This is a genomic window from Enterobacter sp. 200527-13 (assembly GCF_027924865.1).
GTDB classification, from domain to species: Bacteria; Pseudomonadota; Gammaproteobacteria; order Enterobacterales; family Enterobacteriaceae; genus Enterobacter; species Enterobacter ludwigii.
Window position 1 is genome coordinate 1 of sequence record NZ_BSCM01000002.1, and the last position, 25,733, is coordinate 25,733.

Below are 25,733 nucleotides of genomic sequence, written 5' to 3' on the forward strand. Positions count from 1 at the left end.
CATCGCCTCGCGACCTGTGAGTTTCCAGAACAGAAGCCCCTCCACCGGGAGCTGAACGGTAATTCGGTTGAGCATAACTTTATTCCATATGGCTTATGCGATGCAAAGACTCACGGCACTAAATGTGTCATGGTAATACTATGCAGTGTCAGATTGGTTATTTAGCGCGAACTGTTTTGATTATATATATGAGAGAGCCAATCTTTAATATTTCCGATAATATAAATAAAGCAATATTAATGGAAATAACGCTCAATCCTAAACCAGCGATCGCCATAGGGAAAAGTGTCACTGAGCAACTGAAGATGATAACGCGCAGCACTTCTTGTATAAGAGCAAAACCGACCGCATATCGATGTTTTGTGAAAAAAAACCAGGCAGAAAAAAGCAAGGAAACTGGCATGAGGAGATAAACAAGATAAAAAGCACCTGTCACTATTCCGTTTACGCCACCTGCTATCAGCATAAAGATAATTACACCCGGATTTCCTCCGGTGGAAACCCACCATGACTCAAGTAAATGGTATGGACCAATCGAATAAAACACAATCCCGATGACATCCATAACACCCCAGAAATAGAAGATTTTATTTTTCGCGGTCATGTTCGCCCTAACCTTTACTTGACTGGTGCTGGCGGCCATTTACCACCATGTTGAATAAGCGTCTCTTTGATTTCAGTTAGTTTTTTATATTCTTCACTGCCTTCTTCTGTTCTGTTCAGATAACGTTGCAGTTGATTGCCCATCGTCCAGCCATTAACAGTCTTAATCTCAGGGTTAGTACCGCGTTTCAGCAAAAGGAGCACGTGATCGTAAGCGTGGTAATCCAGCGCGGCTACTAACAATGTACTACCCAGTGAGTCGGTAATATTAATATCCGCTCCGCCGTCAAGCATCGCCTTGAGTGTCTCGGTATTTTTCGCTTCGATACTTTCGAATATTATAGGCTCACCAAACGTTTTGTCTTTCGCATCTGGAGATAATCCGCCGTCCAGCATCGCCTTTATCCACACGTCGTTGTCCGCTTTTAATACTAATTCTGCAGGCGAACTTTTTCCCTGCGGCCTCGGCTGCAGCGGATCTGCGCCAGCCTTAATCAGAGTAGTGATAATTTTTAAATGTTCAGGCGTTTTTTTATCGTTAAGTGAATTCATCACCGCCCAAAACAACAGGGTCATGTCCTCTTTACCGGGTTTGTTTAAATCAGTTTTCGAAGCTAGCTTTTTCACCTCATCGCCGTCACCATTCTCAATTGCGCGCGCTAATGTGAGCTGGTCACCATTAAAGTAATTATCTGGTTGTAAATCCATATTTTGCTTGCACCCCTGAACCATAAACATTAAACAAAGCGCTACCCAGCCAATAATAAGTGATTTCACGCGCGGCTCCTGATAATAGAGATATCCTCATCCTTCTGTTGTTCAATACAGTTTATCGCTTGATCTATTCCATGTCGGTCAAATGCACTCCCCATTCCACCAGGAAGGTCGTGAGCTATTCCGGCAGCATTGGGCATAATGGCAGAAATCTCTTCTTTCGCTATAAGTGCTGGCACGTGCCCTTTTACCATTTTAAAATCTTCCCAAACATTTATTTCCTGAGCCCTGGTCAGCAGTTCACCCTCGACGCGGTAAGCCTGAATGTTATCCGTGCTGCCCAATATGCTTCCGCCATATTTCTCGACGGTACCGGAATTTAGGCCAGAAGCATTAAACGTCCATCCCGCCATACCGCTTGCCATAGAGGTGGCTGATGCTAAACCTCCCCCAAGAGAGTGCCCCGCAATGTCTATTTTTTGACCTGATTTGGCGAGCTGCTCGCCCATACTTACAGCTCTTCGGTAATAATCCGACTCCAACCCAAGCCCCTGCGCACCGTTATTTTTCCAGTCAGTCATGTTCTTCATGGGGAAAAACTCTGGTTGCCTCGACCCTCTGAACACCAGCGTAGGGTTCATATCGCCACCAAAAACGTCAGGGTCAGGCTGATAGACGCGTGCCAGAAAATCAGGATCCTCACTCTTGTCATAAAGCGTTTTACTTTTAAGACCTAACTTCTTTAGCACCGATGCATCGTTGCTTATATCCTTCCAGCCCTCTGGCACTCCCGGCGTTGTCTCCAGCGGATTCACTGTCTTATAAACATTCTCAGCAAGCTTCGCTTTCTCCACCGCAATATTATTCGCCGCCAGTCGTTTAGCGGCGATCTGCGCATCCGGGTAAAGGCTATTACGACCCTTCGCGATCAGATCCTTACGCGCCTGCCAGCGTTCCGCCTTGGTCATCTGCTGTAGCTGCGAAGCATAGGTTTTACCGTCTTTGCCCGGCGTGGCCTCATCCGGCACCTGTGCCGCTTTGGATTTCACCACCTGCTTCGGCAGTACCGTCGGCGCAGGACGGGCACCGTAGGTTCGCACCATGGTTTCGTAGCGATCGACGATTGTGCTTACCGGATACCAGCCCAGACCGGTAAGCGAGGCCGCCTGCAGTCGGCCATCGGCATTGATATAAAATATCTCCGTTACCGATGACCAGTTACGGAAACTCTCGTCGATGGCAACGATCCTGCCGATATCGAGATCCTGCACGATCAGCTTACGGGTATCGCGTCCTGACTGATAGGGATTCGCCCCGGTGATGGAATGCAGCAAATCGTAACGCGTAAACAGCGAGCGCAGCGAATTGTCGGGAACTGACATTATCCACTGCCCGGCTACGGACGGGCGGATAATTTTCGCGAAAAGCGCTGGCGAGACATTCTCGCTGAAAAGATAGACAAACTTGAGGTTATACATTCGCTCCGTCCTGTTACCAGTCCCTGCTTACCTTACTTACGGATTCACCAGCCAGGTGCCAGGCTTCGCAATATCCAGCGTCTGGGTACGCGTTTTCCCGTTGCCCTGCAGTTCAATTCTGGCCTCGCCCGCAGGTAGCTTGAGCGATGCATAACCGTTATTTGCCGGACGCAGTGTTTTTGGCTCACCGTTCACTTTCAGGGTCTCACCGTCAAGAATACGGATATAGACCAGTGCAACCGGGCTGGCATCCACCGGCGGGGTGGCCGGTTGCGCTGTCGCAGTCGGTGCAGCCTGTTCACTGGCTTTCGCCGTTTCCGGTTTCACTTCCGGCGCGTTCGATGCGGTTTCAACGGGGCGCGTCTCAGCGGGGGCCTGCGCCGCCTGCTCTGGCGCATCATGGTCGCCACTGCTAAACAGCATCGCTCCGGCGACGACGCCAACCAGCACGCCCGCAGCAACCATTGCCGGGATTTTGTACCGGTGCCAGTCCAGTGCAGAAGCCGGTGCCTCTTCCTCTACCGGTACCAGCATCGTGCCCGGTTTTTTCGCGCTCAGTACATCGTCGATACCCGCTACCGGCATCTCAATCAGCGCCGCGAATTCATCGATGGACTGCGGTCGGTCTTCCATGTGCAACGCCAGCGCCCGGTCAATGGCCTGCAGCAGCGAGAGTGAATAGCCCTGTGGCTGCAGTTCCACCAGCGGTTTGCAGGTGTCCTGGATTGAGCGCACCACGCTAACCGGCGGCGGTGAGCCGACAATCAGGGTGCGCAGCACGGCGCCGAGGGCATAAATATCCGTCCACGGGCCCTGCTCGCTTTCGTTGTCGTCAGTGTACTGCTCGATCGGCGCAAAGCCCGGGCGCAGCATGGTTTCCGTCTCATCAGAGAGATTACCAATGGTGCGGCGCGCTGAGCCGAAATCGAGCAGAACCGGCAGGCCGTTGTCCTGAATCTGGATGTTATCCAGAGAGATGTCGCGGTGCAGATAGCCTTCGTCATGAATTGTTTTAATGGCACCGAACAGCATGGGCAGCATACGACGGATCCAGGCTTCGTTAATCAGCTCCGGTTTTTGTTCGCGCAGGCGGGAGAGCGTGGTACCGCTATAGAACAGCGTTCCCATATAGGCCGTATCGTTTTGCACCCAGAAACGCAGCACGTGAAGCAGGTTCGGGTGGTTGAAGCGCGCCAGCAGGCGGGCTTCCTGAATGAAGCTGTTCAGGCCGGCGGAAAACGCTTTGCCAAAACGTTCGCTGCGCAGTACCAGCGTCATATCGTCGCCGCGCACGGCGAGCGAGGCAGGCATAAATTCTTTGATAGCGATAGTGCGTTCGAGCTGATGATCCCACGCGCGATAGACGATGCCGAACCCGCCGCCGCCGATCACCTCTTTAATTTCAAACTCGTTGAAGCGATACCCGACCGGGAGCGCGTTTGGGACAGTCCGATTGTTATCATTATCCGTCATCTTTTACAGTTCTCTTGATGATTATTACGCGGCAAACTGACAGTGAAACTCGCCCTGCTCACAGGTGACGTGCAGACGTCGGTACTGCTCATCGCTGCGGCTGGCGGTAAGTAATATCTGGCTCATCTGAGGCAGCAAGGTGTTTGTCAGAATAGCGTCCACCATGCGGCCGCCAGACTCCACCTCGGTACAGCGCTGAACAATTTGTTCCACCACGCTGTCATCAAACTCGGAAATAATATTGTGATTCTCTTGCAGACGACGCTGAATGCGTTTGAGCTGCAGGCGGACAATCTGCCCCAGCATCTCGTCGCTCAGTGGATAATACGGCACCACCAGCAGACGGCCCAGCAGCGCCGGCGGGAAGACCTCCAGCAGCGGCTGACGCAACGCGCCGCTTAACGCCTCAGGCTCAGGCATCAGTTCCGGATCGGCACACATGGCGCTGATCAGATCGGTGCCGACGTTGGACGTCAGAATAATGATGGTGTTACGGAAATCAATATGGCGGCCCTCGCCATCTTCCATCCAGCCTTTATCGAAGACCTGGAAGAAGATTTCATGTACATCCGGGTGCGCTTTTTCAATTTCGTCCAGCAAGACCACGCTGTACGGGCGACGGCGAACGGCCTCGGTTAACACCCCGCCTTCACCATAACCCACGTATCCTGGAGGCGCACCTTTTAAGGTCGAAACGGTGTGGGCTTCCTGGAATTCACTCATGTTGATGGTGATAACGTTCTGCTCACCACCATAAAGCGATTCCGCCAGCGCCAGTGCGGTTTCCGTTTTCCCCACGCCGGACGGGCCACAGAGCATAAATACGCCAACAGGTTTGTTCGGATCGTCGAGTTTTGCCCGCGAGGTTTTCACGCGACGGGCAATGAGATCCAGGCCGTGACGCTGGCCGATGACGCGCTGGTTGAGGGTATCAGCCAGGTTGAGCACCGCATCAATTTCGTTTTTTACCATCCGGCCCAGCGGGATACCGGTCCAGTCAGAGACCACCGCCGCCACCACATTTTCATCCACCGCCGCAAACAGCAGCGGCTCGTCGCCCTGTAAAGCGTTGAGCGCCTGCTGCTGTGCGTTAAGCGCGCTGCGCAGTTCGCCGGTCTCGTCATCACCCGCGGCAAACAGCGCGGCACGCAGGCGGATGATTTCAGTCACAAGAGCACGTTCCTCTTCCCAGCGCTGGGTCAGGGCTTCGCGCTTTGTTTCGTATGTATCGCGCTCGGCGGTCAAGGCTGCGACGCGCTCCGGATCGCCGGCACCCACGCGCGCTTCGCGTCCGGCAATCTCGATCTCCACATCCAGGGCCGCGAGATGGCGCAGGCAATCTTCCAGCTGTGCCGGTGGCGCGCTCTGGCTGACCGCCACGCGAGCACAGGCAGTATCAAGCAGCGCAACGGCTTTATCCGGCAACTGACGCGCCGGAATATAACGATGTGAAAGTTTGACCGCCGCGCTGACCGCTTCGTCGAGAAGCAGTACCTGGTGATGCGTCTCCAGCGGTGACACCGTGCTGCGCAGCATCAGAATGGCTTTGGCTTCGTCCGGCTCGTGAACCTGTACCGTCTGGAAACGACGGGTCAGCGCCGGGTCTTTCTCGATGTATTTTTTGTATTCCGCCCACGTGGTGGCACCGATGGTGCGCAGTTGCCCGCGCGCCAGAGCCGGCTTTAACAGGTTAGCGGCATCACCGGTACCCTGCTGGCCGCCTGCGCCAATCAGGGTGTGGATCTCATCGATAAACAGAATGACTGGCGTAGCGCTGGACTGCACTTCATTAATCAGGGCCTGTAGACGCGCTTCGAACTCGCCTTTCATGCCTGCGCCGGCCTGCAGCATGCCGATATCCAGCAGCCAAAGCTGAATATTCTGCAGCGGTGCCGGCACGTCGCCTTCGGCGATACGCAGCGCCAGCCCTTCCACCACCGCCGTTTTGCCAACGCCAGCTTCCCCGGTCAGCAGCGGGTTATTCTGGCGACGGCGCATCAGAATATCGACCATCTGGCGGATCTCTTCATCGCGCCCGACAACCGGGTCAATCTTCCCTTCACGGGCGCGCGCGGTCAGGTCCTGACCATACTGGGCCAACGTCCCCTGTGCGGCAGGCACCGTACCGGCTGGCGTATCCGCGGCAGCGGCCGCCTGCTGCGTCTCTTTGCTCTGAGCGCAAATCGCATCAAACTGCTCGATCAGCACGTCGACGTTAAGGCGGGTGAACTGCGCCGAGATGCTTTTCAGCACGTTAGCCAGATTCCAGGTTTTCAGGATGCCAATCAGTAAATGTCCGCCGCGAATACGGCTGACGCCATACTTCAGCGAGCCAAACACCCACGCGCGCTCCACGGCGCTGTCGATATGTTCTGACAGATCGGAAACAGAACTCGCGCCACGTGGCAGCGCATCCAGTGCGGCCACGATATCGCGCGTCAGCTGCTGTTCATCGAGGGCAAAATGACGAATCACCTGTTGCAGATCGCCATCCTGCTGCTGCATCAGCTGATGCAGCCAGTGCACCAGCTCAACATAGGGGTTGCCGCGCAGCTTGCAGAACGCGGTGGCGCTTTCCAGTGAGGTAAATAACAGCGTATCCAGTTTGCCGAAAAGCACGGCACGGCTGATTTCTGACATGTTCGGTTCCGTTGATAACAATGCGTTAGAAAAATTATCGCTCTGCGCGATACACCAGATCGCCACGTGGGACAGGCTGAGGCTGAAGGCCCAGCCAGGTGTTGTAACCTAACCGCCCGGCGCTACCGAGCGAGGCACCCTGCACCGCGTCGGCGCGCAGAATAACCCGAGTTTCCCATTCAAATTCTACCCCTGCGTACTGGCGTACCCAGTCGCGCAGTTCAGTGACCCACGCTTCGCCTGGCAGAAAGCGGTTGTACTCTTCCGCGCTCAGTGGGCCGATTTCGATACGAAACTTGTGCTGCACGTCGCGCACCGCAACGCCGAGAAAAGCGGATTCTCCCATCCGCGGCAGTCGACGCCCTTCACCCAACTGCGCCTGTTCCCGCGGCGAAAGCGGCATCCACTGCGCCACGTTCGTGACCAGTTTTACCGGGGCGTGAAAATAGTTGCGCAGGATCTTCTCCAGTCCTTCCGGATCCCGGGCGTGACGTGTCAGGTGTCCGGCGTGAGTAAAACGGGCATGTGCGCTCAGGCTGCCTTTGGTCATCTGCCCCGGTTGGCCCATGCCGATCAAGGATGCCAGATACCCCTCAAAGCGTTTATTGTCCGCGCGGTCAAGAGAGACGGCGGGCTGCGCATCAGCCCAGGCACGGTAAAACAACAGCGTCAGGCGATGATGGAACAGATCGGCAAACGCGCTCAGGCTGGTGTCCTGATGATGATGAATACGCTCCCGGGCGTACTCTGTCATATGGACGGGCAGCGGCCCATTTGGACCAAACAGACCGAAGCTGAGGATAGACACCTCGTGCAGCCCGTTCTCTTCACGCTGGCGCACCTGCGCGAGGGTTGACGGCGCAAAGCTCATCGATGGCTGCTGACCGATACGTAACGGTTCAAATTTCGGCAGCGGCGCGCGCCCCAGCGGATAACGTTCACCGCCCTGGGCATCAATGCGTCTTAATAGCTGGAACAGATCGTAGCGCCACGGCGTCTCTCGAACGCCGCGCCAGAAAGCGTCCGGCAACGGCGTCAGGCGATGGACACGCAGCGGCGCGGAGGCGACTTCGCTCATAGTAGTGCCCTTTTCCCCATACGCGGTGCCCAGTAGCCAATCTCACCGCGCTGCTGACTCTTCAGCGTGAATTCAGTAAAGCTGTTGATGGACACCAGACGGGCAAACAGGCGTTCCAGCACGCTGCCGAAAAGCCAGGGGCTGGCGCCGGAAAACGCACGCTCATCCACCGTCAGAGTAATGCCGATCCCGCGCGCAAAGACCACCGGACCCGGCTCCGGGACGCGACGGTGAACCGGCTCCAGCACGCAGTGGCGAACGCCCTCAACCTGACGCGCAACCGGCGTCTCCGCCAGGTTAGCATACAGCCCTAACAGCTGACGCAGGGCGGCGGCGCCCTCTTCGTTTTCGCTGTCCATCAGGCTGAGATAGTTCATTTGAAGCTGGCTGATCAATCGCCAGGTGCTAAACCCTTCGGCCAGAGCCGGACGCGGCGGCGTTGGGCCTTTTCGTAGAGTCAGGGATTTCACCGGCATGGAATCGGCCATGATGAACTGTCCGAGCTCCTGCTGAAGCATCAGCGGCAGGTCGCGGCTGGTGCACAATACTTCCGCGGAGATATAGCGCAGATTTTCCTGCCAGGGTGCATGCTGTTCATCCACCAGCGAAACAAAGACTTCGGAGCCGATATAACCGGTGCGGGTGCCGTAGCGCAGGGCATGCTCAGAGAGCACTCGCTGCTCGCGGCGCAGGGAAAAATAGGCGCCGTAGTTGCCCGCATCACCGCTCCAGGTGCTCCAGAAAGGACGGAATGTCTGGTCATCACGCTGGCCGTCGGCACTGCCGAAGATTTTGTTTACCGCATAAATTTCATAATCCAGGGGACGGATGTTATCCACCACCAGATGATATTCATGCTGGCTCTCGCTCAGCTTCTGCCGCGCCGCCACTTTCGGGAAAAGGTTGATCACCGGCGTGCAATGCATCGCCAGATGGCTGGCATCAACCACCCGCTCCAGCTGCTCATCGCTTTTATCCAGCAGGATGAAAATATCGAACGCTTTTTCATTTTCACAGCGCTGGATAAGCTTGCCCAGACCGCTGAGGCTGATAAAGCGGAACCGTGCCGGAAACGCAAAGTATTCCTGCAGCAGACGATAGCCGTCAAAGTTGCGCAGGTCGTCCGGAAGCAGCGCCTGGTCCGGCTCAAACCCTTCCTGTCGCAAGGCATCCGCAGAGAGCAGCTGTCGCTGCGGGAGCTTGCTGACGGTCTGGCAGACAATCCCGGCGTGGTGCTCCATGACCAGCTCAAGCAGCTTGAGCGCCTCAATATCCGGGCCGCTAAGGAAAAACTCCAGACGGTCAAAATCCAGATGCCCAAGATGCTGCGGGCCATCGCAGGCAATACGGATCCGTAACGCGCTGTTGATCCCCCGCTGGCTCAGGCCCAGCTGCGCCAGCGGCAGATCGGCAGGCACACCGCCCAGCTCGACCTTATCGATTTTCAGCGGCAGCAGATTAACTTCATGCGCCGTGGTGTAGCTGCAGGTGACCCCGGTCTTTTTCAGCGCCAGGCTGTCCATCATGGTGCCGCGCGGCACCTTAAAACCGTTGCTCAGATCGCCACGCGTGCTGTCGGGCTGGATTTCAGCAATCGCCATTGAGGGGGTTGGCGCGAGATAGTTTGGCGCAATCATTTCCAGCAAACGCTGGGAGAAGCGCGGGAACTCCGCATCCATTTTCATTTGCACGCGGGAGGTCAGGAACGCGAACCCCTCCATCAGGCGTTCTGTATACGGATCCGCCACTTCGATGCCGCGCATGCCCAGTCGACCCGCGACTTTGGGATAGCGCTCGGCAAATTCAGCGCCCATTTCACGCAGATAGGCCAGTTCACGGTTGTAATATTCGAGCAGTTTACTTTCCATGATCACCCCGCATCTTTCAGTTCAAAATGGCCGTTTTCCAGATCGACATCGGTGCGAAACAGAAACTCCAGCGGGTACGGCACACACCACAGACGCCCTTTTATCTCAATGGACAACACGTTGTGCAGATCCAGTGACGAGGTGTCTGACACGCAGCGGACCTGCAGTCCCTGCGGCAAAATACGCGGTTCGAAGTTAATGATGGCCTCGGTAAGCTTGCGCTGAATGTCGTGCCATTCAATGTCTGACATTCTTTTCCCGGCCAGCGGCGCGACGCCAAAATTAACCACCGAGCGGTTCACATGCGGCAACGCGCTCAGGTCACCGGATGCGTCATGGTTGATGGTGTTAAACAACCACTGCAGATCCCGCAGCACGTTGCGGCGCAGGGCGGCGTGGGTAATCAGATTACTGCTGGCGGACTCGCGTTTTTTTTCCGGATCGTTATCGGTGAGGCGATCCAGCAGCGAGGGCTGCATTTTATCGCGCGCCCCCACCTTCTCCTGCTTGCTGCGGGCTTGCCAGCCGCTGCGCAGCAGATCGCCTTCGCCAGCGGGATTACTCATGGGCTCCATCCGCAGCAAACGTCACCAGGTTCAACGACAGCAACGGGCTTTCGCTTTGCTCGCTAAGCCAGGCTTTCTGCCCCATGCCTTCATACAGCGTGCCGTCATTGTCGAGCGGCAGCCATTCGGTGGTGCGCGCGAGCTTAACCGCGTCAGACGCATCCGCTGCGAAAGGATAGCGCGCCGGGATCTGGCAAACCTGTTCGGTACCGTCCGTCAGGCGCACCAGCGCATGACGCCACACCAGGTCAGTCACGCTGGCAGGCGCCTGGAAACGGATCTCGGCGATGGCGTTAAACGGCAGCCAGAAATAACGGCCGTTGACGATGGTTTCACACACGGGCCCCAGACGAGCATCGCCGTCCATCAGCCATGCGAATGCCTGCGTCTCGTCATTATCAAGCGTGATTTGACCCGCCGTTGCCTGCGCCTGCTCAAGGGCTTCCAGACGCAGCGCCTGAGCACGCTCTCCCGCGTCATTAAGCGCGGCGGCAAGCGTGGTAAGCCACGGCCACTGGGTTTCAGGCATGGCAGGACGAGCCTGCCCCGCCATCACCTGCGCGCGCTGCAGCTCACCCAGGATGGACTGCTCCAGCAGGGTAACGGTTGGTTTAGCCTGGGGCTTAAGTGCCAGCCAGCTTTTCAGCTGAGTCAGGGCACGCGTCCAGTTACCACTGAGGGTCAAAAACTGCACAAACGCGGCACGGAGATCGGCATCGGCCGGACGGGCTTTGATCTCAGCTTCAAGACGCACCAGCGCGTCACTCAGCGATTCACCCGCCAGGTGTTGATAGAGCGTATTCATAGCCATTCCTTAGTTTGCCGCGCGCCAGGCGCCGACTGCCGGATCGCGCAGCTGAGGGCGCAGGGTGTCAATCAGGACGATATTGAGCGTTGTGCCAGGGGTAACCCAGGCGCCCCAGATTTTTTTCACCGCGGCGATACGCGCCTGCAGTTTTGCATCGTCGCTGGCGGTCTCACGTGAAATCTCCACGGCCACCGTGCCGTTGCTTTTCCAGCCGTTGAGGCTGCTGTCGTAAGGCAGGATCATCCAGCTCTGGTCGCTGTTGGAGGTGCTGAAAACCATGCGCTCTTTGTTGACGGAGGTGATCAGCGCGTTTTCCGGATCGGCACTTTGATTCAGTCCCATGACCGGGAAGCCGTGAATGTAGGTCACCGGTATCTCTTTTTGTCCACCATTACGGGACTGGGAGATAACCGTGTGACCACTCAGCCAGCTCCCGTTTCCGCAGCGGGTGGTGTCTGAATCTGGAATAAAGAGCGCCGGAGCAGATGAGCCCCCTTCCCAGAAGGTACGCAGATGGCAGCCGTCCTGAAGGGTAAATTCCTGCCACGGCGTGCGATCGGCAGCAACCGTGTGGGTTTCCGCGTTCTGGTCCGGCGGCAGCAACGCACCGCTGGCCGGAGTACTCACTGGCGCAGTCTGCTGCTGTTTTACCACCAGCGCCCAGTCCTGCGCTTTGCCTGCTGTCCCCTGAGCAAGCGTCGTCCCGGACGGATCGTTCAGCGTCCAGCTCAGTTTACTGACTTTGCTGCACTGGTGTTCCAGCAGCGAGCCCAGACGCGGGACAAAGTTCTCCAGAACCGAAACGTCTTTGTTGCCGTTCGCCACGATACGCAGCGCAATCTCAGACTTACACCAGCTCTGTGGGGTGTTGTCTTTGATGTTATCAATCCAGATATCCAGCTTCTGCGCAGGAGACTGCACGATGCGGAAATTCTCAGCCTGCGCGGTGGACGCCACCGCCAGAAGTGCTAAACCCGATAGCCAAAGTTTCATATCGTTCCTTGTGTGTCTAATCAGTTCCGCAGGGAAGAAATTGTGCTGCGTCAGAAAGCGTATGCAGCAAAGTGGTGTCCTGAGGGTTGCCCATCCATACCGCCAGGGCGGTATAGTTATCCTGAGCATTCCCCTCCTGTTCGCCATTCTTTTGGATGATTTGGTTCATTAAAGTCAGCCACTCTTGTGGCGTGTTAACCATGTGCAGCGACTGTTTCATCTGTTCTTCGCTGACGCCGTGCCAGAAACCGTCTGTACAGAGTAGAAATGCATCTCCGTCTTCGACCTGCACCACATCGCTGTAGCTCGCTTCCGGCCCACCGTTTTCAATACCCAGCGCCAGATAGAGCAGATTGCTGTTGAGGTTATCGGTGTCGTGCCCTGCATCTTTCATCTGCTGAACCAGGCTGTGATCGGTGGTGACATGCCACAGCCAGCCCCGGCGAAACAGATACAGGCGGCTGTCCCCGGCATGTGCCCAGTAGGCCAGCCGGTAATCTCTGTCGATAAACAGACTGACCAGCGTAGTGCCCATTCGACGATAATCCTGAACCGCCTGCTGTTCGCTGAGAATGGTGCGATTCGCCGTTTGCACATAGTCGCGAATATGCTGCGCGTTCAGGTGCTTGTCGCCATCGAAGCGGGAGATAATACTGTTGCGGGCCAGTTCAGCGGCCACATCACCGCCCGGCAGACCAGCGATACCATCACAGACGACAAAGCAGGCTGAACGTTCCCCTATGGTTTCTCCCGTCTGATCCTGGTTGCTGGCGCGCGTCCCCTGGCGGGAGAGAGAAGCCGTTGCGATATTCATTTTTCTTCCGATCCGCTCTGTGAGTCTTTGTACTGATTTACCTCCATGTCATAAGCATGAAGGAAGGCTTCGCCAAACAGGGTGTGGAAGTCATCCTCAATCTCGCCTGCCGTTTCACCGTAGCTGCGGACAAAGTAGTCCCACAGTGCGGCTTTGCGGCTGCCCGGCAGCGCCAGTCGGGAGGTCATCCCGTTCTGCTTCGCCTGCTCTTCCAGCTGTTCCGGGTTGAAGGATTGCAGCATGGCGGCAATGATGGCGCGGATACCGGAGATCATACCCAGCTGATGCGCCTGCAGATCGATCAGCGCGTCACGCACGGATTTTGTCGGCGGCATAAAGCCCGGCATTGGCGTACCGAACATCTGGATCAGAACGGTTTTCCCGGTCGGCAACAGTTTGAACGGGTTGTTGGCATCATCAAGTACCATGGTCATATCGGCTTTTACGCCGCGCTTGAGAATGGAGCGCGAAGAAAGCAGCGCCACGGTGCCCTGAGAGAACATGCCCAGAATTTGCCCCAGCTGACGCATATTTTCGCGGTCAAACTGCGGGACGGGCTGCATTTCGCTGAGCCCCATCCCTTCCAGCAGTGCCTCAAGTAATTCGCCCTGGAGTACTTCACCCTTTTCGCCATTATGGGCTGCTGGCGACGCCGCGTTTTTGACCGGGTCAATACGCAAACGCCCTTTAGGTGCCTGGGCATTACTGCGCGCCACGGCCTGCGGGGTTGGCATGGTGAAGCCGGCATAATCCGGTCGCGCCGGCTCTTCTTCTTCCGCGCGCGGCGGCACCTGCGGCTCAGGAGCAAACAGCGGAGAAGCGGCAAGGACGTCCTCTTCCTGTTCTGCTTCCGGCTCTGGCGTCAGTTCTGGCTCAACGACGGCCTCTGGCTTATCGCCGGTCTCTGGCTTATCGCCGACAATCTCATCCGCATGGGTTAACGGCGCCCCGCCCATCAACCCGAGGGGGTCATCATTTCGTGCGGCAGGTGCGCTGGCACTCCCGCCAAACAGTGCCAGCGGATCGAGTTCATCCGTCTGCTCTTCTTGTGGCTGTGCAGGTTTAGCTTCATTGGGCGGCACCAGCGTAGACGGAGTGACGTCGTCAAAAATGCTCTCTTTTTTGAACAATGCTTCGTCACTGAACAGCGTGTCCGGATCCACGTTCTTACGCTCAAGCTTCGGATCGCTGTCATTGAACATCGCCAGCGGATCTTCAGCGTTACGCTCAGGTGCGACAGGCTGGGAGAACGGATCGTGCGACGCTGCCGGCTGCGGCTTCGCCCGAGAACTGGAAATGCTGTCGGAGATAGAGAACTCCTGCATCAGGCTATCCCAGATTTCCGACGGCACAGCAGTCGGTTCCGCCTTCCCGCGCGGGGCGGCGCTCGCAGGCTTCGGCTGCGGGGCTGCCGCAGGGGCCACGGCTGGACGCGCCTGCTGCTGCATGGTCGCCGCCATGCGGCTGACTGGCTGCGTATCATGAATCAGTTCGGTCACTTCGATACGGTAATCATCAATACCGAGAATGTCCCCATCCTGCAGCTCAACCTGGCGCCCGCGCTCAAGCGGAATGTCATTCAATACCACGCGGGTGACGCTGCCACGGTTAGTGACGCGGCATTCGCCCTGGGCGTCAACGTGAACAATGGCCTGCAAACGCGAGATGGTGCGGTCATTGTCCGGCAATACCAGATTGTTATCCGTACCGCGCCCAATGGTGCCGCCCGGGGCATAAAAATCACAGCTGCTCTGCGGCGGCTGATGACCGGGTTTTGTAGAAATAATCGTGAATCGCATGGCGTATTCCTGCTGGTATGATTAGCGCTCAAACGCTGCCGCTCTCGGGGCGAGAACGGCGGCGTTTGAGCGTAAAGTTAATTAGAACTGAGATTCCATTGTTACTTGCCAGAATTAAAATCATTTAAAAATAGCCACCGTAAAAATAATCTTTTTGTTATACGAAGAGATCCAGACCATTTCAGAATCAGACGAAATGCCATTACACTTATGGAAATTACTTTTCGTAGCAACCCAGCTTGCGTTAATGGCTGATAGACTCACGAAACCTCGCTGTAATGGTTTCGACAATCAATATAAAAAGTCATCACCAGAACAAAAGAAAAATTTCAAAAGTGGAGAACATATTCGAACTCACGTTCTTCTCCACGTAATATTAAATTATTCATTTGCCCACCAAATGACTCTATTTTTGGGTGTTTAGCGTTCGAATTGCGTCGCTGTTGGTGATTAAACTGCACTTCAATACCTGATAATGGCCCGGTTCGCTACCGCCGACCTTCTCTTTAAGTAAGGAAACAATAATGTTGTCCGCTTTTTCAAAATTCTCTGCAGGTAGATTGCTTGCTTCGAGCCATGCGGCAGCGCTGGCCTCTGCATCATCTTTTAAACTCTTACTGTCCGCAATCTTACTGATGCAACGATTTTGCACCCAGTTTTCAAAGATTTGTTGTTGAGTAAAAGCACTGACATCAGGCAATGTTTGAGCATAAACAACGGTGGCATTTAACGCTAATGCGAGCAGTAATAAACGTTTCATTTCAGGCTCCAGAATGTTGCATTCGTAGGAATAAACGAACCATTGCCGGGTGATCCAAGGAAATGGCAATCATCCGAGCAAATATTTCCATTCCAGAGTGTTACATGTCCGGTTGCATCACTCCACCCATGGCCGGTAAAGATAATAATGCCTTGCTTGCCTGAAAATTGTGCTGGCGTAGGAGAGGCGACTGACATATCTGCATGACCCAGAACAGTAGGAAGAAATGCAATCATATCTTTAACGCGGAACATATAGCGTTTTTTGTCATTTCCGGTCACTGTCGCGTATTTGCTATTAGACGGAATAGGTATACCACAATAATTCAAAACATAGCTCATACGTATGGGACAGGCATTTTTAAAAATACCAGCATCGATATTATGCTGAACTTTTCCACCCAATAATTTGCCAACCTGTTCCACATTAACGTTAACTTCTCTGAATCTGTTCCAGGCAGCACCAAAAGCAGGACGCATAGCAGACATTCTTCTTTCTCCATCCTAAGAAGGTCACGTAAAAGTGAGCCCTTTCGGGCCCACTATCATTACGCTTCTTTGTTTTCTTTAATGTTCCAGCCAGCGCTGCTTTCAGCACCTTTACCACCAGCAGTGGTCTGCTCCCAGTACTGCTGTTTCACTTTCGCAGCCTGGAATGCATAGGTCACACCAACGGTGTCGCCGTTGTCTGCACCGGTGTACTGAACAGAAGTTACTAGCACATCCTCCAGCGTGATGCGGGTATATTCTACTTGCTGACCACCCGCTTTGCACACGGACAGTTCAACTTTAGTCAGGTGCTTACCGCTTGCGCAGTGTTTGAGAATTGCTGTAGTGGATTTGTCGATCAGAGCGTTAACGTGCAGATCGTTAAAGTTAACTTTACCGGCACCGCCGCCGCCACCAACACTCATATTACCTGGCTGGGAAGCGCCCCAGGAGAAGGAGGTAATATCAGTCCAGCCGGTGTGGTTAGAATCTTTAGATTCGCCCGTAACACCCTCGACCTTCAGAAACATATCAATAGCCATAATATCTACTCTTCGTGGATGAACAATATTGCTTTCGAAAAAGCACTTATATGGCAAACAGGAAAGCATGGGGCTGAATAAAACCGTCCATATTTTACCTCTGCCTCATATCAAATGACCCGTGTCATTTGACAGTCTTGACATTCCCCCTGAATGAAAGGAAAGAATGTGAAGTCTTTACTACTGCGGGTTATTCTGAATCCAGGTTCGCTCAGGATTCCCAGTAATTAATTGTGGAATTTGCGCTCATAGCCGTGTCGGCAGGTAATTGACCTTTTTTATCAGCCCCCAGGACAAGCAACGTGCCAGTGTGAAATCTTTATGTCCTGCCGTGCTATTTTCTTTACCGTCATGATATCTTAATGCATAGAAGGAAGTTATTTCAGCTCCCAGAACCATATTTCTTTGCAGTCGGTATAACAGTCTGAGTTACATTGCATCATGTTATCCCCAACGGGCTCCAGCAGGTCGATGTGACCACCATTATAATTAGTGATTCGGTTAAAGAAGATCACACCTTTTCGATTACGGAGTTTTTCACCCGCCTGACGAATATCAGTATAAATCTCTGCCTTGCCAAATACACTGGCTTTATAGAGTTGATCGGCCAAGAGCTTTGCCCCCGGCTCAATTTTTCTCCCCTTATAGGGGCCACTTTTAATAGTCAGTCGACCTTCAAAATTGACATCACATTTTAACAGGGCAAGGCTCATACGGACCGCGCAGGTGTTCATATAACCCGGATTGGATTTGATTAACACACTGGCGTCGTAACCTATTTCGTTAAAAAGATCGTCACGCGGTACATAACCTGGACGTGATTCGTTTGAGGAATAATGGTGGGTTTTTAATTGCGCATAAAGTGGCTTCACGATTGTGCTCCTTTCTTGCACGGTAGATCCTGTGAAAGGGCTTCTGTAATTAATGCCGAAGCGGCCTCTTTTTTACGATCCTGAGGCAATTTTTTGAAGTAGTTGTAGATACTCTCTCGTAATGAACCAGGTAGCGCGACGCTATAACCACACCATGCCTTATTTTCTGTCGCATCCATTACGCCAAGAAGATACATATTGGCTTTAAGCTGTTCTTGTTCGTTATCTTTTGCTAGCCACGCTGCAATAAATTTCTCACCACTCATTCGCACGTCATTGCGGGACAGTGTATTAGGGTTACGCAGCAGATTTGATGAATCGTCCTGGCCACTGTCAGCCCAGAGGTAAGTTGCGCCAAGTAGACCAGCAACTAACAACGTATATCGGGTAAGTAACTTCATAGTTTCTCCTGCCCAAGTGAGATCTCATTATCAAAATATATACAATTGACGAATCGCCGTTTAGCTGCGCTCTTTCATTTTTTCCGCGACAGCATAGATAGCTATCGAGAGTGCAATCAGTCCGAATAGTAAGAAACCATGCACCGTAACTATCAGGGCGCCCTTTGACCAGTCAAAGATAAAGAGATAGTAACCGGATGCGCTAAAAAACAGCATAAACGAAATCAACAACAGTAAATATGCTACAAAATAACTAATGAATTTCCTCGTCATCATTTTGCTCGCTAAATTCATTAGCTGTCTCGCCATTAAACCAATATTACCGGCCCCGAAGGACCGGCAACACACATTACGCGTCTTTCGTCTTCAGTGACGGCAGTTTAGAAACCAGACGCAGAGAAACGGTCAGACCTTCCAGCTGATAGTGTGGACGCAGGAAGAATTTCGCGGCGTAGTAGCCCGGGTTATCTTCAATTTCCTGCACCTGCACTTCGGCAGCCGCCAGCGGTTTACGGGACTTGGTCTCCTGTGAGGAGTTAGCCGGGTCACCGTCCACATAGTTCATCACCCAGTCGTTCAGCCAGCGTTCCATCTCTTCACGTTCACGGAAGGAGCCAATTTTGTCGCGCACGATGCACTTCAGGTAGTGGGCAAAGCGGCAGCAGGCGAACAGGTACGGCAGACGGGATGCCAGACGCGCGTTAGCGGTCGCATCCGGGTCGTGGTACTCAGCCGGTTTCTGCAGAGACTGCGCGCCGATGAAGGCGGCAAAGTCAGAGTTTTTGCGGTGAACCAGCGGCATAAAGCCGTTCTTCGCCAGCTCGGCTTCACGACGATCGCTGATGGCGATCTCGGTCGGGCATTTCATGTCCACGCCGCCGTCGTCGCTCGGGAAGGTGTGACACGGCAGGTTTTCAACCGCCCCGCCGGACTCCACGCCGCGGATTGAAGTGCACCAGCCATACTCTTTAAAGGAGCGGTTGATGTTGGCAGCCATGGCATAAGCGGCGTTCGCCCAGGAGTAGCTGTTGTGGTTCGCGCCATCGGTCTGCTCTTCGAAATCGAAGCTGTCGACCGGGTTAGTGCGAATACCGTACGGCAGGCGCGACAGGAAGCGCGGCATCACCAGGCCAAGGTAGCGTGCATCTTCGGATTCACGCAGTGAACGCCACGCGGCATACTCGGTGTTCTGGAAGATTTTGGTCAGGTCGCGCGGGTTCGCGAGTTCCTGCCAGGACTCCATCTGCATCACGCCCGGTGCGGTACCGGTGATAAACGGACAGTGTGCCGCCGAGCCGATACGCGCCATCTCGCCCAGCAGTTCAACGTCCTGCGGACTGTGGTCGAAGTAGTAGTCGCCGACGATGCAGCCAAACGGCTCGCCACCAAACTGACCGTACTCCTGCTCGTAGATTTTCTTGAAGATTGGGCTCTGGTCCCAGCCCACGCCCTTAAAGCGTTTCAGGGTACGACCCAGCTCCTGCTTGGAGATGCTCATAAAGCGGATCTTCAGCATCTCGTCGGTTTCAGTGTTGTTCACCAGGTAGCTCAGACCGCGCCAGGCGCTCTCCAGCTTCTGGAACTCTTCATGGTGAATAATCTGGTTCACCTGCTGAGACAGCTGCTCGTCGATACCGGCAATCAGGTTCTGAATGGTGCGGTAGGTGTCACTGGAGAAGGTAACGGTATTTTCCAGCGCCTGCTGCGCCAGCGTTTTTACCGCACTTTCCACCGCGGAGCGCGCCTGATCGGTTTTTGGGCGGAACTCTTTGTTCAGCAGCGCGCTGAATTCATCCTGGCTGAACGCCTGACCACTCTGCTGCTCGTGTTGTTGAGTCTGGTTGCTCATCGATTATTCCTCGCTACCTTTCGCACTTTCGTCATTTTTCGGCAACTGGCTCAGAGATTTGAGCAGCGTCGGATCCTGCAGAATTTTAGCGATCAGCTCTTCCGCGCCGTTTTTGCCATCCATATAGGTCAGCAGGTTGGAGAGTTGAGTACGTGCTTCCAGCAGCTTGTTCAACGGCTCAACCTTGCGGGCTACCGCGTCCGGCAGGAAGTCGTCCATGCTGTCGAAGGTCAGATCAACGTTGAGCTTACCTTCGCCGGTCAGCGTGTTATCCACCTGGAACGCCACGCGAGGTTTCAGCGCTTTCATGCGCTCGTCAAAGTTATCAATGTCGATTTCGAGGAATTTACGCTCATCGACTGCCGGCAGGTTTTCCACCGGTTTGCCGACCAGATCGGCCATGACGCCCATCACAAACGGCAGCTGAATTTTACGTTCTGCACCGTAGATCTCTACGTCGTACTCGATCTGCACGCGGGGGGCACGGTTACGTGCGATGAATTTCTGCCCACTGTTACTCATTGCCATGATGTTCTCCATCAAAGATGCGCGGTGAAGGTGAAACGGCAGGCTCCATGCCTGTCGTCATAATGCCAGGACGCGTTATTCGCGGCGTCCAAAGATGTTTTCCAGTTGGTTAACGCCGTCTGGCGCCAGGTCGCGAATAATGTCCATAAAGTTAAGTTCTGACAGCCGCTGCACCCGTTCAATCATCAACGGTGCGGGGTGGCTCGGTTCGTACTGCGCAAAATACTGTTTGGCTTTCTCCAGCATCAGCTGTGCATCGGCGCGGCTGGTGACCTGCACGCTGCGCCAGTCTGTAACCTGCTGAACGGGTTGTGCGACCGCCGGTTGAGGTTCAGCGCTGAGCTCAGCCTGTGCCTCCCGGTTGGGCAGCAGCTTGCTGATGTCGGTCACCTGACAGGCGCTGGCGACCAGCCCGACGGTTTTCAGCAGCTGTTCCATCTCCGGAACGCCGCTTTCACCAAGATGGCCGGTGAGCAACTCGCGAATGGCCAGCAGCCGTTCGTTAATCACTATCACCGCCGACGTGCCCGGCTGATCGCCGCGGGCCAGCTCGTCAATCAGTCTTGGACGGCCACCGGGGTAATCCGGACATTCGGTTTTACTGCCATCCAGCAGTGCCTGAGCGTCGCGAAGTGAAATTTCATCGCCATTTGATCGCAGCAGTGAGGCGTTACGCACGGCGACGGTCAGGTCAGACTTATCACTCAGCCCGGCCAGGGCGTTAATGCGGTAAAACGGGTCGGTTTCGCCATACTCTTCCAGCAGCGGATAGAGCGGCTCCCAGTAACGCGTGATCGCCTCCTGCACCAGTAACAACCCGTCGGCGTAGCCCGCAAGGCCGCGGCGACGTGTCCATGCATGCGTTAACGCCAGCATGACGCGCAGATCTTTGGTGCGGCTCAGCAGGCTGGTGGCGAATTTTTCCACCGTATTCCAGTCAGCAGGTTCTGCCGGAATGATGGTGTCGCCAAACTGCTGCTCTGCTTTGCCCTGGCTGGCCTGATTCATGAGCTGGAAATCAGCGTCATACTCCAGGTTTTCGCCACAGGGCTTGTCGGGGCTTATTGGCGCGAGAAATTCTTCGATATTCATAAGATCCCTGCTTATTCAAACATAGGCGGATAGAGACCGTGACGACCCGGGCGGGCGCCACCTGCCGGGTCGAACAGCAGCGTAAAGAGCTGCCCGGTGAAGTTCCCGCTGTGAACATGGGTGTAGAGCGGGTAGCCGTCGCAGCGGTTGGTCCACCAGTAGCTGGTCTGGCGAAGCGGGTCAAAGCACTCTGCTGCCTGAGGCCAGCCCAGCGTGCTCTGACCGTCTTCGTCATAACCAATCACGTCGAGAATATCTGAGCGCTTTTGCGGCTCGACGGGCTGCGGTGCCGGAATGGACATCAGCATGTCATCGAGCTGTGAGGCAGAAAAACTGTTACGTACCGCATGCAGGCCCAGACGGCCAATCTGCTGATACCAGCTTTCAGCCTGACTGAGCAGACGTGATGACCAGTCCGCGGGGGCAAAGCTGAGCTGAATGCAGACCGGATATTGTCGACCAACGCTGTCGCGTCCCGGCAGCAGGCAGCCCATCTGAATCATCTGGCTGCCCAGCATCGGCGGTACGACAAAATTCCAGACCGGCGCTTTGTTAAACGGGCGCTCACCGCTGCGCTGCTCTTCCTGCTGCCAGGCCAGCAGGCCGACCTGGAACCAGTGTGACCACTGGCGTTGCAGGGTGTCAGGAAAGCGACGCTGCAAAAAATCTCCGGCGCTGGGCAGTTTGCCATACCAGCTGTAGCGGTTCATCGCAGGGGTATTCGTCATACGGCTGTCCTTGCGGTTATGGGCATGAGAAACGGGGAAGCTGGAACGGGTTACGAATACTGTTTGGCGCAAATTCCAGCGTAACCTGATGTCCGTCTACGTTGAAGGTCGCCTGGCGACTCAGACTTCCCGCCCCCGGGCTGGTACGCGCTTTATCGAAAAAGCGGTTCAGCGCCCAGGAACCGTTCGTCACCAGCGTAGCCGTGCTGCCGTTAGCCAGACCCAGCTGCATACGCACCTGGTTGGTCCCGCCCGGCCCCGGCCAGTTCATGATCTGCACAGCCTGTGGACCGTGGCTGTAGCGCAGCAGTTGACCGTCAACATCCAGCGTCAGGTTAAGGATCGTGTTATCCATTCTGACGGTACGCACCGTCACTTTGTAAGATGGCGTGGTGGCACCGTTAGCAAAGAAAGCATCGCGAATGGATTGCGCCTGCTGGAACGGTCTCAGGAGCCCTTCACTTCCCGGCAGCGTTTTTCCATCAATGCCCGGCATAAAGCGCCAGTTCGCCTGCGTGGTATCGACTTTATTGGTCAGGTTGTCACGAAAGAAGGTGTCCATCAGCCCGGTGCCTGGCGCAAACATGCGCGCGAGATCGTCCGGCGTGACCTCCGTACTGGCGCTGCGCACCAGCGGGTAACGGCCAGCGATTGCCTGACGGCAGAAACCACCGACTTCGACGTTAATCCGCTTACGCACGTTTTCGAGGTCGCGACGCTGGGTATCACTGCTGGCCCCCACCGCCATATTGCTGAACATGGTTTGCAGACCGCCCGGCAGACGACCGGCACTGGCCTGCAGACGGCTAATCGCCTCGCCTCCCGGAGCAGGCATGCCGCTGTTGGCCGCGTCCTGAACGGCAGTCAGGTAGCGGTAAAGTTCATCGACCTGCTTGAGAAAATCATCAAAGACGATGGTCTTCCCGCCCTTCTCCAGCGGCTGCGCCAGCTCAATCATTGGAGCATAGTGATCGGTTACCAGCTGTTCAGGTGCCTGAGTTACCACCGCGGCCTGCGTCGGGGCATTGTCATTATTACTGAATAACGCTTCGAGCGTGCGGGTGGCACGGTTGCTTTGCGCTTGCGCTTTACCGGCATCGTCCGGGGCTGGCGCATTACGTGAAAGCGTCAGGACCTGGCTCAGGTTCAGCACCAGACGGCGCAGCGGCGAGTTTGCCCCGGAGAGCAGACGCGCGGTATTGATGCGCTGGGAGAGATCGGCGCTGTTATTAAGCTGAATGTCGGCGAGGAAACGATCCCAGTTGGCGATAAAGTCGCGCATGTAGAGCTGGCGCACGGCGTTATCGATCTGCTGTTTATCTTCCTGGGCTGAGGTCGCCCCCAGCACCCACGCATCGTCTTCATGCAGGGCAGTGGTGACGCTGTCAATCTGGCCGTTGAAGCTTTTCCAGTAACCGTCCGGGGTATAAAGACCCGGTACGCCTTCACTCACCGGCTTGCCGCTTTTGCGTGAAAACACCAGCTCGCTCTGCGGACCGCCCAGGTCGGAGAGCGACACCGGTTTCAGGTTTTCATCATGCTCCAGCAGACGCTTCAGACGACCATACACCCGGGTGGAAAGTGGCTGCTGGTTGATTAGCGCCCTTTCACGCGCGACCAGGGATTCATCCTGCGCGTACGGCGAGGCCTGAATTTTCGGTTCAAGCAGCTGTGTCAGGTGCCACTCAAGCTGCTGAAGCTGCGCCTGAGTCACGTTCTGCGGCAGGTTGCGCTGCAGATTGAGCATTACCCAGAAGTGCAGGAATTTGCCGTCATAGTGCTTCGGCTGATAGAGCATCTGGTAGGCCTTCAGCGCTTCATAGCTGTATTCCACATCGCTGCCGTTATCGTTGCGCAGCCAGGTGGTGATATGCATCGCCACGGCAGGGAGCAGCATCTGGTCCAGCGCTTTCTGGTACAGAGACTGCGATGCATCGCTGACGTCATCCCCACGATAGAGCCCCATACGGCGTGAGACAGGCGGATCGTTAACATCAAACGCGTCACTTTTCGGCAGATCGACCAGGCCATTCAGCAAGGGCAGAAGGTCAAACAGATCGCGCTGAGGCTGATTCTGCAGCGCCTTGCTCTGCTGATCCAGCAGCGGCACCTTTGCGTCCACCTCTTCCAGATAAGCCTTGTTCCTGGCATAGCTGGTCAGCCACAGTCCACCAAGGATCACCAGCAGGGCCAGCAGCGCCGCATAGCCGGACCAAATGACGGCGCGGTTACGCAGTTCCCACCAGCGGTTTTCCCCGGCGATGCCAGCTTCCTGGAAAATGACGTTTTGCAGCAGGTTCTTGATGAAGAAGCTCTGCCCTTTCGCCCCCGGAATCGGAGCCTCTTTGCTGACGGAGTCCCAGCGATTTCCCTCTTCACCTTCCGGCAAGGAGAGCGCACGGTTAAGTTCGCCCATCACCCGGTCAAACGGCATACCTTCCTGGGTACCACTGGCGAAATAGATCCCGCGCGGGGAGAATTCGGTTTCAAAGTTAGAGCGGGCAAAGACCGTGCTCAGGTAGTCAGCCAGCAGCGGACGCAGTGCGGCAAACTCCTGCGGGAAGAGATACGCTTCCGCGCGCGCTTTTGCGTCATGCTCCTGCAGCAGGGTTTCTGGCAGTCCGGCATCCAGGCGCTGCTGTAAGAGGGAAAATTCTTGCTGGAAGTTACCCATCAGGTCGTAATCAGCGTGTTTGGTTTGCTCCCACGGCAGCGTGAAGCCCCAGATCTGGTCGCGCTGCGCTTTGTCGTAATCGGCAAACCAGGCACGGAAGCCTTTAAGCAGGTCAGCTTTGGTCACCATGACATACACCGGGAAGCGAATACCCAGTTGCTCATGCAGCTCAGAGAGACGCTGGCGCAGGTTGACCGCCTGCTGGCGTGACGCTTCAGGCGAGAGCGTCAGCAGATCAGAAATGCTGATGGTAATAATCACACCGTTGATCGGCTGGCGACGGCGATACTTACGCAGTAACCCCATAAACTCAAGCCATTCACCGGCGTCCTGAACCTGTTCGCTCTCCTGGGTGGTATAGCGACCCGCGGTGTCCAGCAGTACGGCCTCGTTGGTGAACCACCAGTCGCAGTTACGCGTGCCGCCGATCCCGCGCAGCGCGGTCTTACCGAAGCGGTCGGCCAGCGGGAATTGCAGTCCGGAGTTGACCAGCGCCGTGGTTTTACCGCTGCCCGGCGCGCCGATGATGACGTACCACGGCAGTTGATACAGATATTGCGTGCTAAAGCGCTGCGTCCACTGGGCACCCTGTCCCGCTTTGCTGAAGTGCGCTTTTTTCAGCATCTGTGCGGCTTCGTCAAAACGGCTGGCGAGGATCTGCTCCTCGTTGTTCAGTCGCTTCTGCGGATCCGCTGCTTCCGGGCTGGTGGTGTTCTCATTGAGTTTGTCCATCAGCTTGCGGTTCAGCCAGGCATTGTACAGCCGCGGCAGAATGTGGCCCTGCGCCCAGAGCAGATAAACCACCGCAATACTGATGATGCGGTTCTGTTCAGATTCGAGCGGTCGGGTGTCCACGATGGACAACAATGGGCCAATCATCCAGATAACCGCCGCAAGCGCAGTGACGCCCAGGAAGCTCCACAGAATGCGATTGGTCAAAATGGAAAGAAGAGTAGTCAGCATCC

Annotated in this window: 22 protein-coding genes; all 22 read right to left on the reverse strand. The window is 55.3% G+C overall.

The window, feature by feature from the left end:
• Positions 1-157 precede the first annotated feature (157 nt).
• Entirely contained in the window at positions 158-643 is a 486-nt protein-coding gene (locus QMG44_RS09265; protein ID WP_224212625.1) for a hypothetical protein, read from the reverse strand.
• On the reverse strand, positions 619-1,341 hold the full coding sequence (locus tag QMG44_RS09270; RefSeq protein WP_269835933.1) for an ankyrin repeat domain-containing protein: 723 nt from the start codon (positions 1,339-1,341) through the stop codon (positions 619-621). The genes QMG44_RS09265 and QMG44_RS09270 overlap by 25 nt, the downstream gene beginning before the upstream one ends.
• A 35-nt stretch (positions 1,342-1,376) precedes the next feature.
• Complete coding sequence (locus tag QMG44_RS09275) at positions 1,377-2,795, reverse strand: phospholipase (RefSeq protein WP_086532389.1); 1,419 nt, start codon at positions 2,793-2,795, stop codon at positions 1,377-1,379.
• Between the two features lie 36 nt (positions 2,796-2,831).
• The gene (locus QMG44_RS09280) at positions 2,832-4,268 is read right to left on the reverse strand and encodes a serine/threonine-protein kinase (protein WP_086532388.1); all 1,437 of its coding nucleotides are present in this window, start codon (positions 4,266-4,268) and stop codon (positions 2,832-2,834) included.
• Between the two features lie 24 nt (positions 4,269-4,292).
• Positions 4,293-6,908, reverse strand: a complete 2,616-nt coding sequence (tssH, locus tag QMG44_RS09285) for a type VI secretion system ATPase TssH (protein WP_047356830.1) — start codon at positions 6,906-6,908, stop codon at positions 4,293-4,295.
• A 34-nt stretch (positions 6,909-6,942) separates the two neighbouring features.
• Positions 6,943-7,986, reverse strand: a complete 1,044-nt coding sequence (tssG, locus tag QMG44_RS09290; protein WP_025203894.1) for a type VI secretion system baseplate subunit TssG — start codon at positions 7,984-7,986, stop codon at positions 6,943-6,945.
• Entirely contained in the window at positions 7,983-9,854 is a 1,872-nt protein-coding gene (gene tssF, locus QMG44_RS09295) for a type VI secretion system baseplate subunit TssF (RefSeq protein ID WP_086532387.1), read from the reverse strand. Before tssF ends, tssG begins: the two co-directional genes overlap by 4 nt.
• Positions 9,855-9,856: 2 nt before the next feature.
• Positions 9,857-10,420 (reverse strand): type VI secretion system baseplate subunit TssE, encoded by a 564-nt coding sequence (gene tssE / locus QMG44_RS09300; protein WP_086532386.1) that lies wholly within the window; start codon positions 10,418-10,420, stop codon positions 9,857-9,859.
• Positions 10,413-11,225: a type VI secretion system accessory protein TagJ gene (locus QMG44_RS09305; protein ID WP_086532385.1), complete on the reverse strand. Its 813-nt coding sequence runs from the start codon at positions 11,223-11,225 to the stop codon at positions 10,413-10,415. The genes tssE and QMG44_RS09305 overlap by 8 nt, the downstream gene beginning before the upstream one ends.
• Positions 11,226-11,234: 9 nt before the next feature.
• Positions 11,235-12,221 (reverse strand): hypothetical protein, encoded by a 987-nt coding sequence (locus QMG44_RS09310; RefSeq protein ID WP_020883465.1) that lies wholly within the window; start codon positions 12,219-12,221, stop codon positions 11,235-11,237.
• A gap of 16 nt (positions 12,222-12,237) precedes the next feature.
• On the reverse strand, positions 12,238-13,035 hold the full coding sequence (locus tag QMG44_RS09315) for a PP2C family serine/threonine-protein phosphatase (protein WP_086532384.1): 798 nt from the start codon (positions 13,033-13,035) through the stop codon (positions 12,238-12,240).
• Positions 13,032-14,834 carry a type VI secretion system-associated FHA domain protein TagH gene (gene tagH / locus QMG44_RS09320; protein WP_086532383.1) on the reverse strand — a complete coding sequence of 601 codons (1,803 nt, stop codon included), beginning with the start codon at positions 14,832-14,834 and terminating at the stop codon, positions 13,032-13,034. The genes QMG44_RS09315 and tagH overlap by 4 nt, the downstream gene beginning before the upstream one ends.
• A 406-nt stretch (positions 14,835-15,240) precedes the next feature.
• Entirely contained in the window at positions 15,241-15,594 is a 354-nt protein-coding gene (locus tag QMG44_RS09325; RefSeq protein ID WP_020883462.1) for a T6SS amidase immunity protein Tai4 family protein, read from the reverse strand.
• Positions 15,591-16,082 (reverse strand): type VI secretion system amidase effector protein Tae4, encoded by a 492-nt coding sequence (locus QMG44_RS09330; protein WP_032678400.1) that lies wholly within the window; start codon positions 16,080-16,082, stop codon positions 15,591-15,593. Before QMG44_RS09330 ends, QMG44_RS09325 begins: the two co-directional genes overlap by 4 nt.
• Positions 16,083-16,141: 59 nt before the next feature.
• Positions 16,142-16,624 (reverse strand): type VI secretion system tube protein Hcp, encoded by a 483-nt coding sequence (locus tag QMG44_RS09335; RefSeq protein ID WP_014884229.1) that lies wholly within the window; start codon positions 16,622-16,624, stop codon positions 16,142-16,144.
• A gap of 377 nt (positions 16,625-17,001) precedes the next feature.
• Positions 17,002-17,496: a T6SS effector amidase Tae4 family protein gene (locus QMG44_RS09340; RefSeq protein WP_025203891.1), complete on the reverse strand. Its 495-nt coding sequence runs from the start codon at positions 17,494-17,496 to the stop codon at positions 17,002-17,004.
• Complete coding sequence (locus QMG44_RS09345) at positions 17,493-17,897, reverse strand: Rap1a/Tai family immunity protein (protein WP_223399073.1); 405 nt, start codon at positions 17,895-17,897, stop codon at positions 17,493-17,495. The genes QMG44_RS09340 and QMG44_RS09345 overlap by 4 nt, the downstream gene beginning before the upstream one ends.
• A gap of 349 nt (positions 17,898-18,246) precedes the next feature.
• Positions 18,247-19,746, reverse strand: coding sequence for a type VI secretion system contractile sheath large subunit (tssC, locus tag QMG44_RS09350; RefSeq protein ID WP_014170549.1), 1,500 nt, complete (start codon positions 19,744-19,746; stop codon positions 18,247-18,249).
• A 3-nt stretch (positions 19,747-19,749) separates the two neighbouring features.
• Complete coding sequence (gene tssB / locus QMG44_RS09355; protein ID WP_008502644.1) at positions 19,750-20,274, reverse strand: type VI secretion system contractile sheath small subunit; 525 nt, start codon at positions 20,272-20,274, stop codon at positions 19,750-19,752.
• A 75-nt stretch (positions 20,275-20,349) separates the two neighbouring features.
• The gene (gene tssA / locus QMG44_RS09360; RefSeq protein WP_020883458.1) at positions 20,350-21,366 is read right to left on the reverse strand and encodes a type VI secretion system protein TssA; all 1,017 of its coding nucleotides are present in this window, start codon (positions 21,364-21,366) and stop codon (positions 20,350-20,352) included.
• An 11-nt stretch (positions 21,367-21,377) separates the two neighbouring features.
• Positions 21,378-22,094 carry a type VI secretion system-associated protein TagF gene (tagF, locus tag QMG44_RS09365; RefSeq protein WP_020883457.1) on the reverse strand — a complete coding sequence of 239 codons (717 nt, stop codon included), beginning with the start codon at positions 22,092-22,094 and terminating at the stop codon, positions 21,378-21,380.
• 16 nt (positions 22,095-22,110) lie between these two features.
• A complete protein-coding gene (gene tssM / locus QMG44_RS09370; protein ID WP_086532381.1) occupies positions 22,111-25,731 on the reverse strand; it encodes a type VI secretion system membrane subunit TssM in 3,621 nt (1,206 codons plus the stop codon).
• Positions 25,732-25,733 lie beyond the last annotated feature (2 nt).

Coding starts and splice junctions, on each gene's coding strand:
- QMG44_RS09275 (WP_086532389.1), bottom strand. CDS start 2,795: ATGTATAACCTCAAGTTTGTCTATCTTTTCAGCGAGAATGTCTCGCCA.
- tssE (WP_086532386.1), bottom strand. CDS start 10,420: ATGAGTAATCCCGCTGGCGAAGGCGATCTGCTGCGCAGCGGCTGGCAA.
- QMG44_RS09315 (WP_086532384.1), bottom strand. CDS start 13,035: ATGAATATCGCAACGGCTTCTCTCTCCCGCCAGGGGACGCGCGCCAGC.
- tagF (WP_020883457.1), bottom strand. CDS start 22,094: ATGACGAATACCCCTGCGATGAACCGCTACAGCTGGTATGGCAAACTG.
- tssM (WP_086532381.1), bottom strand. CDS start 25,731: ATGCTGACTACTCTTCTTTCCATTTTGACCAATCGCATTCTGTGGAGC.
- tagH (WP_086532383.1), bottom strand. CDS start 14,834: ATGCGATTCACGATTATTTCTACAAAACCCGGTCATCAGCCGCCGCAG.
- QMG44_RS09280 (WP_086532388.1), bottom strand. CDS start 4,268: ATGACGGATAATGATAACAATCGGACTGTCCCAAACGCGCTCCCGGTC.
- QMG44_RS09265 (WP_224212625.1), bottom strand. CDS start 643: ATGGCCGCCAGCACCAGTCAAGTAAAGGTTAGGGCGAACATGACCGCG.
- tssB (WP_008502644.1), bottom strand. CDS start 20,274: ATGGCAATGAGTAACAGTGGGCAGAAATTCATCGCACGTAACCGTGCC.
- tssH (WP_047356830.1), bottom strand. CDS start 6,908: ATGTCAGAAATCAGCCGTGCCGTGCTTTTCGGCAAACTGGATACGCTG.
- tssA (WP_020883458.1), bottom strand. CDS start 21,366: ATGAATATCGAAGAATTTCTCGCGCCAATAAGCCCCGACAAGCCCTGT.
- QMG44_RS09310 (WP_020883465.1), bottom strand. CDS start 12,221: ATGAAACTTTGGCTATCGGGTTTAGCACTTCTGGCGGTGGCGTCCACC.
- tssF (WP_086532387.1), bottom strand. CDS start 9,854: ATGGAAAGTAAACTGCTCGAATATTACAACCGTGAACTGGCCTATCTG.
- QMG44_RS09270 (WP_269835933.1), bottom strand. CDS start 1,341: ATGTTTATGGTTCAGGGGTGCAAGCAAAATATGGATTTACAACCAGAT.
- QMG44_RS09330 (WP_032678400.1), bottom strand. CDS start 16,082: ATGTCTGCTATGCGTCCTGCTTTTGGTGCTGCCTGGAACAGATTCAGA.
- QMG44_RS09335 (WP_014884229.1), bottom strand. CDS start 16,624: ATGGCTATTGATATGTTTCTGAAGGTCGAGGGTGTTACGGGCGAATCT.
- QMG44_RS09345 (WP_223399073.1), bottom strand. CDS start 17,897: ATGAAGTTACTTACCCGATATACGTTGTTAGTTGCTGGTCTACTTGGC.
- QMG44_RS09305 (WP_086532385.1), bottom strand. CDS start 11,225: ATGAATACGCTCTATCAACACCTGGCGGGTGAATCGCTGAGTGACGCG.
- QMG44_RS09325 (WP_020883462.1), bottom strand. CDS start 15,594: ATGAAACGTTTATTACTGCTCGCATTAGCGTTAAATGCCACCGTTGTT.
- tssG (WP_025203894.1), bottom strand. CDS start 7,986: ATGAGCGAAGTCGCCTCCGCGCCGCTGCGTGTCCATCGCCTGACGCCG.
- tssC (WP_014170549.1), bottom strand. CDS start 19,746: ATGAGCAACCAGACTCAACAACACGAGCAGCAGAGTGGTCAGGCGTTC.